Raw genomic sequence first — 16002 nt, 5'->3', positions numbered from 1 at the left:
TATCTAAAATTTTAGAAACCCTTTGGTTGATTTAAAATTGCTTTTAGATACTTACCTTGCAACACAAATTTTTACACATGGATTTTTTAAAGACACTCAACATCAACGCCCATAATAAAGGCGTATCAACAGGTTTACAATGGCTTAAAACCAAAGGCGAAAAATTATCATCTTTCTCCCCTGTTGATGGTACTTTAATTGGCACCGTTGCTGCAGCAGATAGAGCTGCTTACGATGCAGTAGTTGAAAAAGCACAATCGGCCTTTGCTGAATGGCGTACTTGGCCTGCCCCAAAAAGAGGTGAAATTGTTCGCCAAATTGGGATGGAGTTACGCCAATACAAAACAGCATTAGGTACCTTGGTGAGCTACGAAATGGGTAAAAGTTTGCAAGAAGGTTTGGGTGAAGTACAAGAAATGATTGATATCTGCGATTTTGCGGTGGGCTTATCACGTCAGCTACACGGCCTAACCATGCACAGTGAACGCCCCGGTCATAGAATGTATGAACAGTACCACCCATTGGGTATTGTGGGCATCATCAGCGCCTTTAACTTTCCGGTTGCTGTATGGAGCTGGAACAGTATGCTGGCTTGGGTTTGTGGCGATGTTACCATTTGGAAACCGAGTGAAAAAACACCTTTATGTGGTGTAGCTTGTCAAAATATTATACAAAGCGTTTTTAAAAGAAATAATGTTCCTGAAGGTGTTTGTGGCCTAATAAGTGGTGGCCGTAATGTAGGTGAATGGATGAGTGCCGATACAAGAGTGCCTTTAGTAAGCGCCACAGGTAGTACTCGTATGGGAAAAGCTGTAGCGGCAACAGTAGGTGAACGTTTGGGTAGAAGTTTGTTAGAGTTAGGCGGCAACAATGCCATTATTATAAGTGCTGAAGCCGATATTAATATTGCTATTACAGCAGCCGTATTTGGTGCAGTAGGTACTGCAGGCCAACGTTGCACAACCACCCGTCGTTTAATTATACACGAAAAAATTTACAATAAGTTTAAAGAGCATTTAATTAATGCTTATAGCCAGCTTAAAATTGGCAACCCACTCAACGAAAAAAATCATGTGGGCCCGTTGATTGATACCGATGCTGTAAAAAATTATGTTGATGCCATTGAAAAATGCAAGGCCGAAGGTGGTAATTTTATTGTTGAAGGTGGTGTTTTAAAAGGTAAAAATTACCAAAGTGGTTGCTATGTAAAACCTTGTGTTGCCGAGGCAAAAAACAGTTTTGAAATTGTACAACACGAAACCTTTGCACCTATTTTATACATCATGAAATATAAAACGATGGATGAAGCCATTGCCCTTCAAAACGGTGTACCACAAGGGTTATCATCATCTATAATCACCAATAATTTAAGAGAAGCTGAGCAGTTTTTATCTGCCGCAGGTAGCGATTGTGGTATTGCTAATGTAAACATTGGTACATCTGGTGCTGAAATAGGCGGTGCATTTGGTGGCGAAAAAGAAACAGGTGGCGGTAGAGAAAGTGGTAGCGATGCTTGGAAAGTGTACATGCGTAGGCAAACCAATACCATTAACTATACTGATAAATTGCCGTTGGCACAAGGCATTAAATTTGATTTGTAACAAACATCATCTTACAAATTTTTTATAAAAAGTATAAATGGTAATGTTAGCTGATAGGTTCATCATACATTCGTTTTAAATAAATAACAATAACACACAACAATGAATAAATTATTATCACTTACGGTAGCTGCCATCCTTTTAGGCGCAGGTAGTACTTATGCCCAAAAAACTACGAAAGAAACAGTGCCTCAAAATTGGCATTTGTTAGACCCTGCAACCACAGGCTATAACGGTATCAGTATTCAAAAAGCATACGATTTAGCTAAACTAAAAAAATTAAAAAGCAAACGTGTAGTGGTTGCTGTAATTGACAGTGGTATTGATACTACTCACGAAGATTTAAAACCCATTTTATGGACCAACCCTAAAGAAATACCAGGCAACGGTATTGATGATGATAAAAATGGTTACATTGATGATGTACATGGCTGGAACTTTATTGGTGGTAAAGATGGTAGAAACGTAAAAGAAGACAGTTATGAAGCTGCTAGGGTATACCATAGTTTAAAAGCAAAGTGGGAAGGTAAAACCGCTGCTGATGCTGTAACGGCGGCTGATAAAAAAGAATTCGCTGATTATACAAGAGCCAAAGAAAAAGTTGTAGCAGATGTTGATCCTAAACAAATAGCTGTGTTACAAACCATGCTAAAGCGAATTATAGCTGGTGACTCTATCATTAAAAAAGATTTAAACAAGCAAGAGTATACGGTTAAAGACTTTGAAGGCTACAACCCTACTGATGCCAATGCAAAAGCTGCAAAAGGTATTTTAACCAATATTTCAAAAGCAAATAACACAACTGATATTACAAACGAACAACTCATTGAAGAGTTAAATGGAGAAGTTCGTAAAGGTGAAAGCGCTACAAATGCACCTGAAGCCTACAGAAAAAATATTGTGCAAGATGATGAAACCAATATCAACGACCGTTTTTATGGTAACAATGATATTATGGCCAACACACCTTTTCATGGTACACACTGTGCTGGTATTATAGCAGCTGTTCGTAACAATAATAAAGGGGTTGATGGTGTGGCAGATAATGTGAGCATTATGGCAATACGTGCCGTACCAGATGGTGATGAGCATGATAAAGATATTGCGAACGCTATTAGATATGCAGTTGATAACGGAGCACAAATCATCAGCATGAGTTTTGGTAAAGATTTTTCGCCAAACAAAGAGTGGGTTGATGAAGCTTTTAAATACGCTGCTAGTAAAAATGTATTGTTAGTACATGCTGCTGGTAACGACTCAAAAAATGTTGATACAACTTATAATTTTCCGAACCCGGTTTTTGCTGATGGTAAAGGAAGAGCCAACAACGTAATTACCGTTGGTGCTGCAGGCGATTTAAAAAATGGTGGTTTAACCGCTTCATTTAGTAACTATGGTAAAAAAGAAGTTGATGTTTTTGCACCAGGAGTAAACATTCACTCAACCATACCAGGTGGTAATACCTATGGTGATGCTAGCGGCACATCAATGGCTTGCCCTGTAGTAGCTGGTGTTGCAGCATTATTATTGCAGTACTACCCTAACTTAACAGCGGTACAATTAAAAGAAGCTATTGAAAAATCAGTTGTGGCTCCAAAAGAAAAAGTAAACAACCCTGAAACAAAAGAAAAAGTTTCGTTGAGCGACTTATCTAAAACAGGTGGTTTTGTAAACGCTTATGAAGCTTTAAAATATGCAGGCACTATTAAAACAACTAAAAAAGTAGTGTTGCCTCCAACTAAAATCAAAAAAACAACGAAGGGTTAATATAATTTTTAAGTATGTTAAGCGCTGGTATATAAAGCCAGCGCTTTTTTTATTTATAAGGCCATCGTTTTTTGACAAGCAAATTTTACTTGTACATTTGATAAAAATATTTAGACAACTATGGCAAATTATTTCGATAAGTACACTGCATTGGTGGCTGAAACTAGCGTTAATACCGCACTACAACAACAAACTACTATTTTAGCTGCTTTTTTGAATAGTATTGATGAAACAAAATCAACCTATGCATATGCACCTGAAAAATGGACTTTAAAAGAGTTGCTACAACATATTATTGATACCGAACGCATATTTACTTACAGGGCTTTATGCATTGCTCGTGGTGAAACGGTAGACTTGCCAGGTTACGATGAAAATTTGTATGCAACTGCTTCACAAGCCAATAGCAGAAGTTGGAATGATTTGGTGGAAGAAATGTATGTTGTAAGAAAAAGTACGGAATTGTTATTTAGATCATTAAACGATACTATGCTACAGCAAAAAGGCTGGTTTAACAGTCTTGAAGGTAGCGCAGGCTTACTCGGAATAATATGTGTAGGCCATGTGTACCACCACATTAATATCGCTAAAGAACGCTATGGCGTTTAACAATAACACTTTATAAAAAAGCCGTTTCAATTGTTGAAACGGCTTTTATGTATTAAATGTATTTTGTTATTGTTGCTTCGCCACTTTATCATTCACAATCATTTTATTGATGATTTTTACAGTTTCATCAATATAAATATCTTCACCAATTCGTTTTATAAATTGTTTGTTACGATCTACTTTTTGTTTTGATGCATTAATTTCAACCGAATCAGCACTTAAATTTAATACATCATTTGGTTTCGCTAATTTATAAGCCTCTTCTAAGTTTTTATAAATAGCTTTCAACTTTTGTTGATCAGCCTCATACTGCTTAATGTTTAAGCTGTAAGGCTTATCGGCATTGGCTGCTAGCACTGCTACATTGGCTTTTATTTTATTAAAATTATTGCTGCTAGCTGTTTCTGCATTGGCACTTGATACAACACTACTTATGTTTGATGTACTCATCCATGGTGTAAAATCAGCTTTTGCAATTTCATCCCACTGTAATGCATAAGGATTATCTTTTTCTCTAATTTTTAAATAATCAAAACGATCCGGTAACACTACATCTGGTGTTACACCTTTTAATTGGGTAGCGCCGCCGTTAATACGGTAAAACTTTTGTAAGGTTAATTTTAATGAACCCAAATCTTCAGCTTTATTGTTGCTCAACAAAGTGTTTTCACTTTCAGGGTTTAACGGTATAGTACGTTGTACGGTACCCTTACCATAACTACTGGTACTACCTATAATAATACCCCTTTTATAATCTTGTATAGCAGCTGCAAATATTTCTGATGCTGATGCACTACCCTCATCAATCATAACAGCTAATGGGCCATCCCATAAAACAGACTTATCTCTATCTCGTAAAATAGATGGTTTTTCATCCCTACTTTTAACTTGTACAATGGGGCCATCTTCTATAAATAAACCTGCCATTTGCACAACATCATACAATGAACCGCCGCCATTACCTCTTAAATCTAATACAATGCCTTCTACGTTTTCGGCTTTTAGTTTGGCAATTTCTTTAGCAACATCTGCTGCACAACGGCGACCTTTAGGGTCACTAAAATCAGCGTAAAACTCAGGCAAATAAATGTAACCTATTTTATGAGCACCATTTACAATTGCTGATTTGGCAAAGGTTTCATCTAAATTAATTACATCTCTCAATAATGAAACTACTTTAATGCTACCATCAATTTTCTTTACGGTTAATCGTACTTCTGAACCTTTTTGTTCGCCTCTAATTAATTTCACAGCATCTTCTACTGAATAACCTGTAACATCAACAGGAGGGTTGGCACCTTGTGCAATTTTTATTATTTCATCATTCTCCTTTAATTCGCCACTACGCCATGCAGGCATACCACTTACCAAACTTGTTATTTTTATTTTACCATCTTCTTCTTTTAATTGTGCACCAATACCATAAAAACTACCTTTCATTGATTCATTAAAACTTCTTAAATCAACCGGTGCAAAATAATCTGTGTGAGGATCCATTGTACCCACAATAGCATTTACAAAATCACTAAAATTTTGATCAACCGTTTCCCTTGTTTTTTTGGTAGTAAAATAACGTTCCATTTGTTTGCGAACAAAATCTCTTGATTCACGTTCAAGGGTTGAATCTGCTTTTACTTTAAAATCTTTTTTGTCTTTGTTTTTCGTTCTTTCATCTAACAAATCAGTGTACTTCACCAATGCTAAATATTTAAAACGCTTACGCCACATATCAGTACGCTCTGCTTCCGTTGTAGGAAAATTCATTTTTTCTGGCTTCGACTCAATGGTTTCATTGATGGTAAAATCAAACGGTTTCGCCAATATGGTGGTGTACAAAGTAGCTACTTCTGCTTGTCTTTTTAAATACACATTATTAATATCGAAAAACGATTCAATTTCTGCACCATGAATTTCGTCATCAATTTTAGTTTCATATTTTTTAAACGCATCAATATCTGATTGTAAAAAAATATTTTTTTCGCCATCTAAATCCTCAATAAATCGTTTGAGAACCGTTTTGCTGAACGCATCGTCAATTTTACGAGGACTATAATGACCTTCTTCTAACAATATGCCTACATTTCGTAAAATTTTTGCGTAGCGTAACTTTGGATTTTCGTCGTTATTTTCAGATTTGCCCATAGACTTCAGCCCAACAAATAAGCCGGCCCCCATTAGCACAAACATGATCGGTAAAAATTTCTTACTCATAATAAATGTTGCAATTTTTTGCATGCTATAAAATTAATGTAAAACTGAAATACGCTTTCAAAACGTTCCGTTAAATGGTACTAATGTTTTGTTAAACGGGATGAACGTTTTTTTACCTAACAAAAGCTCATTTGTACACTTTAAAATATTTCAATTTAAAAATACACTATTGCGGTTGATAATTAAAATCAATTACATAAATGATGCCTATTGATTTTTAATGGTAAAAAACTTTGATAACCCATATTTCGATGGTACAACATCTTTTTAAACAATACCCCTGTTTTGAATAAATGATGCTATTGTTTGCATGAATGCTGCTATACTTTTAGTGTACAATAAAGAAACTTTGTTTTACAAAAACATTCATTATTATGAGTACAGTAACACAGCGACCGACATTTAAACCGCATTACGACAATTTTATTGGAGGTAAGTTTGTACCGCCAGTAAAGGGTGAATACTTTGACAATGTATCACCTATTGATGGAAAAGTTTTTACCAAAGCAGCCCGTTCTGGTAAAGAAGATGTAGAACTGGCTTTAGATGCAGCCCATGCTGCTTTTAAAACTTGGAGTACTTCTGCAGCTACCTACCGCAGCAACATTTTATTAAAAATTGCTGATACCATTGAAGCCAATTTAGAATATTTGGCACAAGTTGAATGTATTGATAATGGTAAACCTATTAGAGAAACTAGGGCGGCAGATTTGCCATTGGTTGTTGACCATTTTAGGTATTTTGCTGGTGTATTAAGGGCTGAAGAAGGCGCTATTGCTGAACATGATGCAACTACCGTAAGCATTTCATTACACGAACCATTAGGAGTGGTAGCACAAATTATCCCTTGGAACTTCCCTTTATTAATGGCTACTTGGAAAATTGCCCCTGCCCTAGCGGCTGGTTGTTGTACCATTGTAAAACCAGCTGAGCAAACACCTACCTCAATAATGGTGTTGATGGAATTGATACAAGATATTGTACCGGCTGGTGTTTTAAATATTGTTACTGGTTTTGGACCAGAAGCTGGTAAACCATTGGCAACATCGCCAAGGGTGGCAAAAGTGGCGTTTACGGGTGAAACCACTACGGGTAGGCTTATCATGCAATACGCATCTGAAAACTTAGTACCGGTAACTATGGAGTTAGGTGGTAAATCGCCCAACATATTTTTTGAATCAGTAATGGATGCTGATGATGCCTTTTTAGACAAATGTTTAGAAGGTGCAACCATGTTTGCTTTAAACCAAGGTGAAATTTGTACCTGCCCTAGTAGAATTTTAGTACAAGAAAGTATTGCAGATAAGTTTATTGAAAAACTTATAGCTAGGGTTAAAAACATAAAAGCTGGCCACCCAATGGATGGTAGTGTAATGATTGGTGCACAGGCTAGTAATGATCAATATGAAAAAATATTATCGTACATAAAAATAGGAAAAGAAGAAGGTGCTGAATTATTGATTGGTGGCGATAAGCAACAGTTTGAAGGCGAAATTGCAACAGGCTATTACATACAACCCACCTTATTTAAAGGCAAAAACAACATGCGTATTTTTCAAGAAGAAATTTTTGGCCCCGTTTGTTGTATCACCACTTTTAAAGATTATGATGAGGCTATTGCCATCGCCAACGATACGTTGTATGGTTTAGGCGCAGGTGTGTGGACGAGGGATGCCCACCAATTATACCAAGCACCAAGGGCAATACAAGCAGGTAGGGTTTGGGTGAATTGTTACCATGCTTACCCAGCACATGCACCGTTTGGTGGCTACAAAAAATCGGGCTTTGGTAGAGAAACCCATAAAATGATGTTAGGCCATTATCGCCAAACTAAAAACATGCTTATTAGTTACGATAAAAACAAATTAGGTTTCTTTTAAAATAGTAATTTCAATGTTGAACCATAAGCCTCGTAGGTTACACACTTACGGGGCTTTATAAATTTTAAATTATGGTAGCGAGGGTATCAGCTAGCGATGAAGCAAAAGCAGTAATAGCACAGTTAAAACAACGGTTTGGCGATTTAATGTTTCACCAAAGCGGTGGCTGTTGCGATGGTTCGCAACCCATGTGTTTTGAAAAAGGCGATTTTAAAATTGGCTATAGTGATGTGTGTTTGGGTAGTATTGAAGATTGTGAATTTTGGATGAATAAAGATCAATTTGAATACTGGCAATTTACGCATTTACATATTGATGTTACACCCGGCAGGGGTTCAAGCTTTTCGCTTGAAATACCGATGGGCATACGTTTTATTACAAAATCGAGGGTATTTACTGATGATGAATTGCCCAACCTAGCACCCCTTCAATATAAAGAAGATTAAGCCTTGTGAACCAAAAGCATTTGGTATTGTTTTGGCGTAACGCCTTCAAGCTTTTTAAACATGCGTATAAAATAATTACAATCATCAAACCCGGCTTGGTAGCACACTTCATTAATGTGTATGTATGGGTTTTGTAAAAGTTTTTTTGCTACTTGTACTTTTTCAACCATTATAAATTCAATAGGACTCATACCAATTTCTTTTTTAAACAATCGGTATAAACTAGGCGAACTCATACAAGCTTCACTGGTGAGTGTTTTTAAATTTATTTTTTTGAAGAGGTTATTTTTAATGTAAGCTACAATGGCTGAGAAGTTACTGTTAGTTGATGTTTTAGCCACTTCATCTTGCTGAAGGGCTTGTAAGTTTTGTGATTGTATAATTCTAATGATGAGCTCTTGTAGGGCTAGGTCTGCAAAAATATCTTTATCGGGTTTGGCACTGGTGCATATAGCCAAAAGCTTGGTAATGGTATTGGCTAAATCTTCATTATTATAAAAGAAATAACGGTTATGATCTAACTTCCAGGGGTGATGGTGGTTGTACTTGTTATTAAGATGGGCAATGGTTTCATCTATTCTGTTTTGATCAATGGCCAATGCCAAACATTGTGTAGGATTTTTGGCCGTTGCTTCCGGAAAATCAATTTTCATGGCCACGTTAGATGGTACAATCACCGTTTCACCGGGCAGGTAATCAAACCCTGGCTCATCAAACAAATGCATTACTTTTTTACCCCTCAACATGCTGGTAATTACAAAGTCGTTAAACTTTAGTGGCACTAAATAAGCTTGTTGGTGGGTTTCAAACACATTCATTTCGCAATTATTCAAACTGAATATTTGCCTATTTTCTACCAATGTTTTCAACGATTTTTCGTTCAACACATCGGGCATATTTTTGAGTTTGTGTTTTAACATCTTTGCCAATTTTACTTTACGGTATTACTTTTTTAAGAAGGCTATCAATCCTTTAAAATAATTGGTTTGGTCATCCCACATGCTGCAATGGCTGCCGTTGGTACAAGTTACTAACGAACCATTGGCTAGTTTTTTACTCATCATCTCCATAAAATCAGGGTCCATAGTATCGTACATACCTCTAATAACCAAGGTGGGTACTTTTATTTTTGGTAAATCGGCCGTACGATCCCAATTTACCAAACGACCACTTACGCCAAATTCTGATGGACCTTGCATGAGTGTGTACACTGTGCCGTTGAGGTTAGCAAACATACGTGCCACAGGCTCTGGTAAAGGGTTGGTTCTACACACATGGTCATTGTAATAATGTTTCGTTAACAGCTCCATGTATAGCGGATTACTGGTTTGGTTGTTTTTTTCGAAGGTGAGAATACTATCAACCACTTTTGGGTCCATTTGTTTTTGCAATACATTTTTATTGTATGCAGCGTAGGCTGGGCAGCTGCTCATCATGTTACTAATAACCATACCCTTTAGGTGTTGTTGGTATTTTAGTGCATACTCCATAGCTAAAATGCCGCCCCAACTGTGGCCGAGTAAATAAAAATTGGTACTATCTAACTGTAGGGCTTGCCGCACTTGCTCTACCTCTTCTACAAAACGTTCGGTGGTCCACAAGCTAGTGTCGGCAGGTTGATCGCTGCGTTTACTACCGAGTTGATCGTAATAAATAAACTCAATACCTTCTTGCGGTAAAAAGCTTTCGAAACTTTCAAAAGCCTCATGCGTACCGCCTGGGCCGCCATGCAATAACAATACTTTTATTTTGGGGTTGTTACCAAAGCGTTTGGTCCATACTTTAAACGGCCCTTTGGGTGTTTGTATGGTTATCATTTTAACGCCGCCTGTTTGTACTGCAGCCGTATCTGTTGTTTTAAAATAATCGCTAAGTGAAAGGTTGTTGTTGGCAACTGGTTGTGTGCAGGATACAACTGCCCCTACCAACAACCCAAAAACTAGTGGTAATAATTTTTGCATGTGTTTTGTTTGAACTCAAAATTTACGACAATTAATTTTTAAAAGCATAAAAAGCAAGGACAACCATTTAAAAAATTTACATGCTACCATATTTAAGTTATATATTTACCACCCGAATATATTATCGGTTTTATTTTATGTGTTCTTTTTAATGGCGAAATTGTCTGCGGCGAATCGGTTTTTAGATTTTTCTGATTATGGACGCCCCCTTGCAACGTTATTTGCAAACCAACTTAAACATACTCGATTTACACCCATACATGTAACGTTACTATTTGGCCTTTCGGGCTTGGTAGCCATTTTTTGTATACTGCAAGATTATTATTTTTTTGCTGCGGTGTTCATCATTTTAAAATCTATTATTGATGCAGCCGATGGTGAATTGGCAAGGGTAAAACAAACCCCTTCGTACGCTGGTAGGTATTTAGATAGTGTGTTTGATATTATTTTAAACCTGCTGTTTTTATTAACCATTTGCTACGTATCGAGCAGTTCGTTGGCTTTAACTTTATTGGCTTTTATTGCCATACAATTACAAGGCACTTTATACAATTATTATTATGTAATACTCCGCAACAGTACCGTAGGTGGCGATACTACGAGCAAAATATTTGAATACAAAGTACCAAAGGCTTTTCCGCAAGAAAGCCAAACTGCGGTGAACATATTATACAAAGCCTACAATTTTGCGTATGGCTATTTTGATAAAACGATACATTTTTTTGATAAAGAAGCGTACAAAGTAAAGCAGTTTCCTAATTGGTTTATGACCTTACTATCGTTATACGGTTTGGGCTTTCAATTATTGATAATGGCGGTGATGCTAACCATGCATTGGCAAAATTATATTATCCCGTTTTTTATTGCTTATACGAGTTTGATGTTGATTATTATTGGGGTAAGAAAGTGGGTGTTGGTGTAGGGTTGCTGTGTTTAATTTCTACAAAATTGCAACAAACAATAGTGGTATTATATTGAAAGCCTTGCATATAAAAAGCAAGGCTTTTTTGCTTAGTTGGCTTTGGGTACCTTGCAATATTGCCTTGCTTTTTTAAAATAATTTATAGTGACTTTTGTATGCCTATTTTGTTACGTTTAATTAATTTACCCTAAACACATAGGTACCAAACTCCCTTGTTTGTGCATCATTTGCCCATGCTTGGCCAAAAAATGGTGCAGCTAACTCAATATGCTTATTAGGTACATTGAAGTTAACGTATAACCGAGCACTGTAACCATTATTTGCTTCAAATTGGCCTGCCTGTGAAACTACATTCAAATAGAAAATACCTTTTGATGGGGGCTTAAAATATATTTCAACTTCATAAGGTTTAAGGCTTTTGGTAAATTCAAAATCAAAATAGTTTGTCGAACTTATTTGCCCTTTTACTACCCAATAAGTAGGTGGTTGCATTAAAAGACCTACGTTATTTATTGTGTCCACTTTATTAAGATACATATAAAATTGCGCTTTTTGAAGTGTTGTTAAGTTAACATTGCCTGAGCTTGCATTTATAATATCTGGCAACACCGCCTTTATTTTTATAGTGTCACCTAAATTTATAATGGCGTTTGTATTATTTAGGGTTGCATCAATTCTTACTTTTTCTAAAGTAAAAATTTCCTTTTCGTCAGGATCACATGAGGTTAAAATTAATATTATTGCTGAAAAAAGGGTGATAAAAGGTTTCATATATTATAATGAAGTTATTTAAATTAATATTTTAAATTGACCGTTTTTTAATTATTTACTGTTATCAAAATTAATGGTCAATTTGCACTACTAATTATTAGCAGTATCATTAAAAGGACCTTTAATTTTAATGATACTATTTTTAGATATTTTACACTCGTAACCCTTTTATGAGCTTATACTCCGTAGCGCTTACACCATATTGACTTTTTACGGCTTCTTTAATACGTTGTGACCTTTCAGAAAGTATTATGTATTGGTTAGCCCGTGTATCGATGGCAGATTTTAATGCACTAAAGGTGGTAGTAACGGCATTATTAGCAGCTGTAATATCGGCGACTTTAGCAAGCAATGCCGGAATTTTTAGGTTGGCGTTTACCACTGTGTAATTAGCGCCTAAACTTTGTAATGTGGTAACGATGTTAGCAAAATTTTGTGTCATGGAACCATAAGAACGTTCTGACTGGCTGATTTTTTCTTGTGTGTCGCCCTCTTTTGGTTTGGTGGTTTTTTCGCCTCTAATTTTGGTCATGAGGGCTGAAATATCTGCCAACTCTTTTGATGACTTACCCATTTTTGCACGAACCGCCGCCACTATTGGGCTTAGGATTTTTTCGACGGATGTTGGTTCTTTAATGAAATGTTTTTGCCGAACATCAACCGCCTGTGAGTAGGCTAGTTTTTTAGTAGCAACGTTGCTATTCTCTGTTTTCATAGTAGCAATGAAAGCATCGAAACTTGCAATGGAAGTTTCTGGTGTGGGTGCTTCGTAATTGGTGAAACTTTTTAAGTTGGTAGATAGTGCTTCGGCATTTGCTATACGTGCACCGAAGGAAACCTCAGATGTAGAAGCCATAGTAGATACGATTTTAGAATATTAATTAATATATTAAAACTAAATAGAAATTGTAACTGATTTTAAAACCAACTTTAATGTATTTGTGAAAAGTGGTTTTAATATTTAAAGAGCAAAAAATTATTTGTGAACTGTAGATTTATTTATAAAGCACATAAATAGTTACTACTATGCATGCGTTTACCGAAGTGTGTAAGATTATTACTGCTGTGTGTAAAATGATATTGGCTCTGTGTACTTTTATTGCAGCAGTGTGTAAAATAAGTATAGCTCTGTGTACTTTTATTTTTGAATTGTGTAAGATTATTGAAGCGTTGTGTAAGATGAGTTTGGCTCTGTGTACTTTTAATTTTGAATTGTGTACTTTATAATGTGGATTGTGTAAGATTGGAGTGGCTGTGTGGAGGTTGAAGTAGGCATTATAAAAAACCCCATACATATTGTGATATATAGAATTTGTATTTTCTAAATGTTTGTATGTTCCATTAGTAATAATTGCAAAAAAGCTGTAACTAAAAAAATTCAATTGTAAAAATAGTTAAACCATTTTTTTATTTGTACAATTTTGAAAATGATTATTATTGGCGTAGGGAAGTGAGTTGGTGTAAAAATATTTATTTCAACTATACCTAATTACCTAAGTTTTGCTCACCTTTTCAACTTTCTCTGCTATTTTTCCCTATTTTTGCCGACCAAAAAACTAGCATTATTATGATAGAAAATTTAGTTTACGTAGTTCCTGCAATGGGCATAGTGGGCTTGTTGTACACACTTGTAAAATTTAACTGGGTATCAAAGCAAGATGCAGGTACGCCACGTATGAAAGAAATTAGCAATTATATTGCTGAAGGTGCTATGGCTTTTTTAAAAGCTGAGTACAAAGTGTTGGCCTATTTTGTAATAGTGGCCGCTTTATTATTAGGTGTAATGGGTTATAGCAATGAAAACAGTCATTGGAGTATTGCCATTGCCTTTATTTTAGGTGCCTTTTTTAGTGCCTTCGCTGGTTTTATTGGTATGAGGGTAGCTACCAAAGCCAATGTACGTACTGCACAAGCAGCTCGTACTAGCTTGAGCCAAGCATTAAAAGTATCATTTACTGGCGGTTCAGTAATGGGTATGGGTGTTGCTGGTTTAGCCGTTTTAGGTTTAGGTGGTTTATATATAGTTTTAAAAATGATTTTTGCTCCAGGTGCTGGTGTTGATAGCCACGAAATGGAAAAAACTATTGAAATTTTAACTGGTTTTTCTTTAGGTGCTGAATCAATTGCATTATTTGCTCGTGTGGGTGGTGGTATTTACACCAAAGCTGCCGATGTTGGTGCTGATTTAGTAGGTAAAGTAGAAGCAGGTATACCTGAAGATGACCCTCGTAACCCAGCTACCATTGCTGATAACGTGGGTGATAACGTAGGTGACGTTGCTGGTATGGGTGCCGATTTATTTGGTTCATACGTTGCAACTGTATTGGCTACGATGGTATTAGGTCGTGAAACTACTTCTGCTGATAATTTTGGTGGCTTTGCTCCTATTTTATTACCGATGTTGATTGCTTCAATGGGTATCATATTCTCTATTATAGGTACTTTATTTGTAAAAGTGAGCGACAGTGCTGGTTTAAGTACCAACAAAGTACAAGCTGCTTTAAATATGGGTAACTGGGGTTCAATTGTTTTAACGGCGGTTGCTTCTTACTTTTTAGTAATGTGGTTAATGCCTGCTAGCATGGAATTGAGAGGTTTTACCTTTACCCCTAATGGCATTTTTGGTGCTATTTTAGTTGGTTTAGCAGTAGGTACATTAATGAGTATTATTACAGAATATTATACTGCTATGGGTAAACGCCCAGTTTTGAGTATTATTCGCCAAAGTGCTACAGGCCATGCTACTAACATTATTGGTGGTTTAGCAGTAGGTATGGAAAGTACGTTGTTACCTATTATTGTATTAGCAGCAGGTATTTATGGTTCATACGTTTGTGCAGGTTTATACGGTGTGGCTATTGCAGCTGCTGGTATGATGGCTACTACGGCTATGCAATTAGCGATTGATGCTTTTGGACCTATTGCTGATAACGCAGGTGGTATTGCTGAAATGAGTGAATTGCCAGCTGATGTTCGTGAAAAAACCGATATTTTAGATGCGGTTGGTAATACTACTGCTGCTACTGGTAAAGGTTTTGCTATCGCATCTGCTGCTTTAACGGCTTTGGCTTTGTTTGCAGCGTTTGTAGGTATTGCAGGTATTGATGGTATTGATATTTACAGAGCTGATGTATTGGCTGGTTTATTTGTTGGTGCTATGATTCCGTTTATATTTTCATCATTAGCGATACGTGCTGTGGGTGAAGCTGCGATGGCAATGGTAGAAGAAGTTCGCCGTCAGTTCCGCTCAATACCTGGTATTATGGAAGGTACGGGCAAACCAGAGTATGATAAATGTGTGGCTATTTCTACAGAAGCTTCACTTAAAAAAATGATGTTACCAGGTGCTATTGCATTGATTACACCATTGATTATTGGTTTTGTATTTGGACCAGAAGTTTTGGGTGGCTTTTTAGCAGGTGCTACGGTGAGTGGTGTGTTAATGGGTATGTTCCAAAACAACGCCGGTGGTGCTTGGGATAATGCTAAAAAATCGTTTGAAAAAGGGGTTGAAATTAATGGTGAAATGTATTACAAAAAATCAGAACCACACAAGGCTTCTGTTACAGGTGATACTGTTGGTGATCCATTTAAAGATACTTCAGGCCCTTCAATGAACATCTTAATTAAATTGATGAGTATTGTAAGTTTGGTAGTAGCACCTACCCTTGCAAAAATACATCATGATAAAATTGAAGGTAACCGTAATGAAAAAATTGAGTTGTTAAACAAAAAAGCTGCCGCTACGCATACAGCTGCTTTAAAAGCTGCTATAAAAACAACTACAGCAAAGTTTTAATAACAACTATTGTATTATATTTAGCCTCCGAAATT

Annotated in this window: 12 protein-coding genes; 7 read left to right on the top strand and 5 right to left on the bottom strand. The window is 36.3% G+C overall.

The window, feature by feature from the left end; genetic code table 11:
* The first annotated feature begins 77 nt into the window (after positions 1 to 77).
* The 3 genes from amaB (at position 78) to ACFOWM_RS00480 (ending at position 3977) form a co-directional block, all read left to right on the top strand.
* Positions 78 to 1601 carry an L-piperidine-6-carboxylate dehydrogenase gene (gene amaB, locus ACFOWM_RS00490; protein WP_379705501.1) on the top strand — a complete coding sequence of 508 codons (1524 nt, stop codon included), beginning with the start codon at positions 78 to 80 and terminating at the stop codon, positions 1599 to 1601.
* Between the two features lie 102 nt (positions 1602 to 1703).
* Positions 1704 to 3368, top strand: coding sequence for a S8 family peptidase (locus tag ACFOWM_RS00485; protein WP_379705498.1), 1665 nt, complete (start codon positions 1704 to 1706; stop codon positions 3366 to 3368).
* Positions 3369 to 3488: 120 nt separating this feature from the next.
* Complete coding sequence (locus ACFOWM_RS00480) at positions 3489 to 3977, top strand: DinB family protein (protein WP_379705495.1); 489 nt, start codon at positions 3489 to 3491, stop codon at positions 3975 to 3977.
* A 66-nt stretch (positions 3978 to 4043) separates the two neighbouring features.
* Here the strand turns inward: ACFOWM_RS00480 and ACFOWM_RS00475 are convergent, their stop codons facing one another.
* Positions 4044 to 6188: a carboxy terminal-processing peptidase gene (locus ACFOWM_RS00475; protein ID WP_379705492.1), complete on the bottom strand. Its 2145-nt coding sequence runs from the start codon at positions 6186 to 6188 to the stop codon at positions 4044 to 4046.
* 374 nt (positions 6189 to 6562) lie between these two features.
* Between ACFOWM_RS00475 and ACFOWM_RS00470 the strand changes: the two genes are divergently transcribed.
* Positions 6563 to 8068, top strand: coding sequence for an aldehyde dehydrogenase family protein (locus ACFOWM_RS00470; RefSeq protein WP_379705489.1), 1506 nt, complete (start codon positions 6563 to 6565; stop codon positions 8066 to 8068).
* A gap of 71 nt (positions 8069 to 8139) precedes the next feature.
* The gene (locus ACFOWM_RS00465) at positions 8140 to 8514 is read left to right on the top strand and encodes a DUF779 domain-containing protein (RefSeq protein WP_379705485.1); all 375 of its coding nucleotides are present in this window, start codon (positions 8140 to 8142) and stop codon (positions 8512 to 8514) included.
* On the opposite strand, the gene ACFOWM_RS00460 is transcribed toward ACFOWM_RS00465, so the two are convergent.
* Both ACFOWM_RS00460 and ACFOWM_RS00455 read right to left on the bottom strand, forming a co-directional pair.
* Positions 8511 to 9434: an AraC family transcriptional regulator gene (locus ACFOWM_RS00460; protein ID WP_379705483.1), complete on the bottom strand. Its 924-nt coding sequence runs from the start codon at positions 9432 to 9434 to the stop codon at positions 8511 to 8513. The genes ACFOWM_RS00465 and ACFOWM_RS00460 overlap by 4 nt on opposite strands.
* A gap of 24 nt (positions 9435 to 9458) precedes the next feature.
* A complete protein-coding gene (locus tag ACFOWM_RS00455; protein WP_379705480.1) occupies positions 9459 to 10475 on the bottom strand; it encodes a proline iminopeptidase-family hydrolase in 1017 nt (338 codons plus the stop codon).
* Positions 10476 to 10626: 151 nt separating this feature from the next.
* On the opposite strand from ACFOWM_RS00455, the gene ACFOWM_RS00450 reads away from it, so the two are divergent.
* Positions 10627 to 11397 (top strand): CDP-alcohol phosphatidyltransferase family protein, encoded by a 771-nt coding sequence (locus ACFOWM_RS00450; protein WP_379705477.1) that lies wholly within the window; start codon positions 10627 to 10629, stop codon positions 11395 to 11397.
* A gap of 177 nt (positions 11398 to 11574) precedes the next feature.
* On the opposite strand, the gene ACFOWM_RS00445 is transcribed toward ACFOWM_RS00450, so the two are convergent.
* Positions 11575 to 12168 (bottom strand): hypothetical protein, encoded by a 594-nt coding sequence (locus ACFOWM_RS00445; protein ID WP_379705474.1) that lies wholly within the window; start codon positions 12166 to 12168, stop codon positions 11575 to 11577.
* Positions 12169 to 12319: 151 nt separating this feature from the next.
* Positions 12320 to 13024: a hypothetical protein gene (locus tag ACFOWM_RS00440; protein ID WP_379705471.1), complete on the bottom strand. Its 705-nt coding sequence runs from the start codon at positions 13022 to 13024 to the stop codon at positions 12320 to 12322.
* Between the two features lie 711 nt (positions 13025 to 13735).
* Here ACFOWM_RS00440 and ACFOWM_RS00435 point away from each other — a divergent pair.
* Positions 13736 to 15967, top strand: a complete 2232-nt coding sequence (locus tag ACFOWM_RS00435) for a sodium-translocating pyrophosphatase (RefSeq protein WP_379705469.1) — start codon at positions 13736 to 13738, stop codon at positions 15965 to 15967.
* Positions 15968 to 16002: the final 35 nt, after the last annotated feature.

The organism is Ferruginibacter yonginensis (assembly GCF_042651465.1).
GTDB lineage: Bacteria > Bacteroidota > Bacteroidia > Chitinophagales > Chitinophagaceae > Ferruginibacter > Ferruginibacter yonginensis.
Note: the sequence above shows the minus strand (reverse complement) of the source record. Positions and strands in the feature narration are given on the sequence as shown.

What these genes read in the sequence shown, in the direction of transcription:
- ACFOWM_RS00440 (WP_379705471.1), bottom strand. Translation starts at nt 13,024, where the DNA reads ATGGCTTCTACATCTGAGGTTTCCTTCGGTGCACGTATAGCAAATGCC.
- ACFOWM_RS00480 (WP_379705495.1), top strand. Translation starts at nt 3,489, where the DNA reads ATGGCAAATTATTTCGATAAGTACACTGCATTGGTGGCTGAAACTAGC.
- ACFOWM_RS00455 (WP_379705480.1), bottom strand. Translation starts at nt 10,475, where the DNA reads ATGCAAAAATTATTACCACTAGTTTTTGGGTTGTTGGTAGGGGCAGTT.
- amaB (WP_379705501.1), top strand. Translation starts at nt 78, where the DNA reads ATGGATTTTTTAAAGACACTCAACATCAACGCCCATAATAAAGGCGTA.
- ACFOWM_RS00445 (WP_379705474.1), bottom strand. Translation starts at nt 12,168, where the DNA reads ATGAAACCTTTTATCACCCTTTTTTCAGCAATAATATTAATTTTAACC.
- ACFOWM_RS00465 (WP_379705485.1), top strand. Translation starts at nt 8,140, where the DNA reads ATGGTAGCGAGGGTATCAGCTAGCGATGAAGCAAAAGCAGTAATAGCA.
- ACFOWM_RS00435 (WP_379705469.1), top strand. Translation starts at nt 13,736, where the DNA reads ATGATAGAAAATTTAGTTTACGTAGTTCCTGCAATGGGCATAGTGGGC.
- ACFOWM_RS00450 (WP_379705477.1), top strand. Translation starts at nt 10,627, where the DNA reads ATGGCGAAATTGTCTGCGGCGAATCGGTTTTTAGATTTTTCTGATTAT.
- ACFOWM_RS00460 (WP_379705483.1), bottom strand. Translation starts at nt 9,434, where the DNA reads ATGTTAAAACACAAACTCAAAAATATGCCCGATGTGTTGAACGAAAAA.
- ACFOWM_RS00470 (WP_379705489.1), top strand. Translation starts at nt 6,563, where the DNA reads ATGAGTACAGTAACACAGCGACCGACATTTAAACCGCATTACGACAAT.
- ACFOWM_RS00485 (WP_379705498.1), top strand. Translation starts at nt 1,704, where the DNA reads ATGAATAAATTATTATCACTTACGGTAGCTGCCATCCTTTTAGGCGCA.
- ACFOWM_RS00475 (WP_379705492.1), bottom strand. Translation starts at nt 6,188, where the DNA reads ATGAGTAAGAAATTTTTACCGATCATGTTTGTGCTAATGGGGGCCGGC.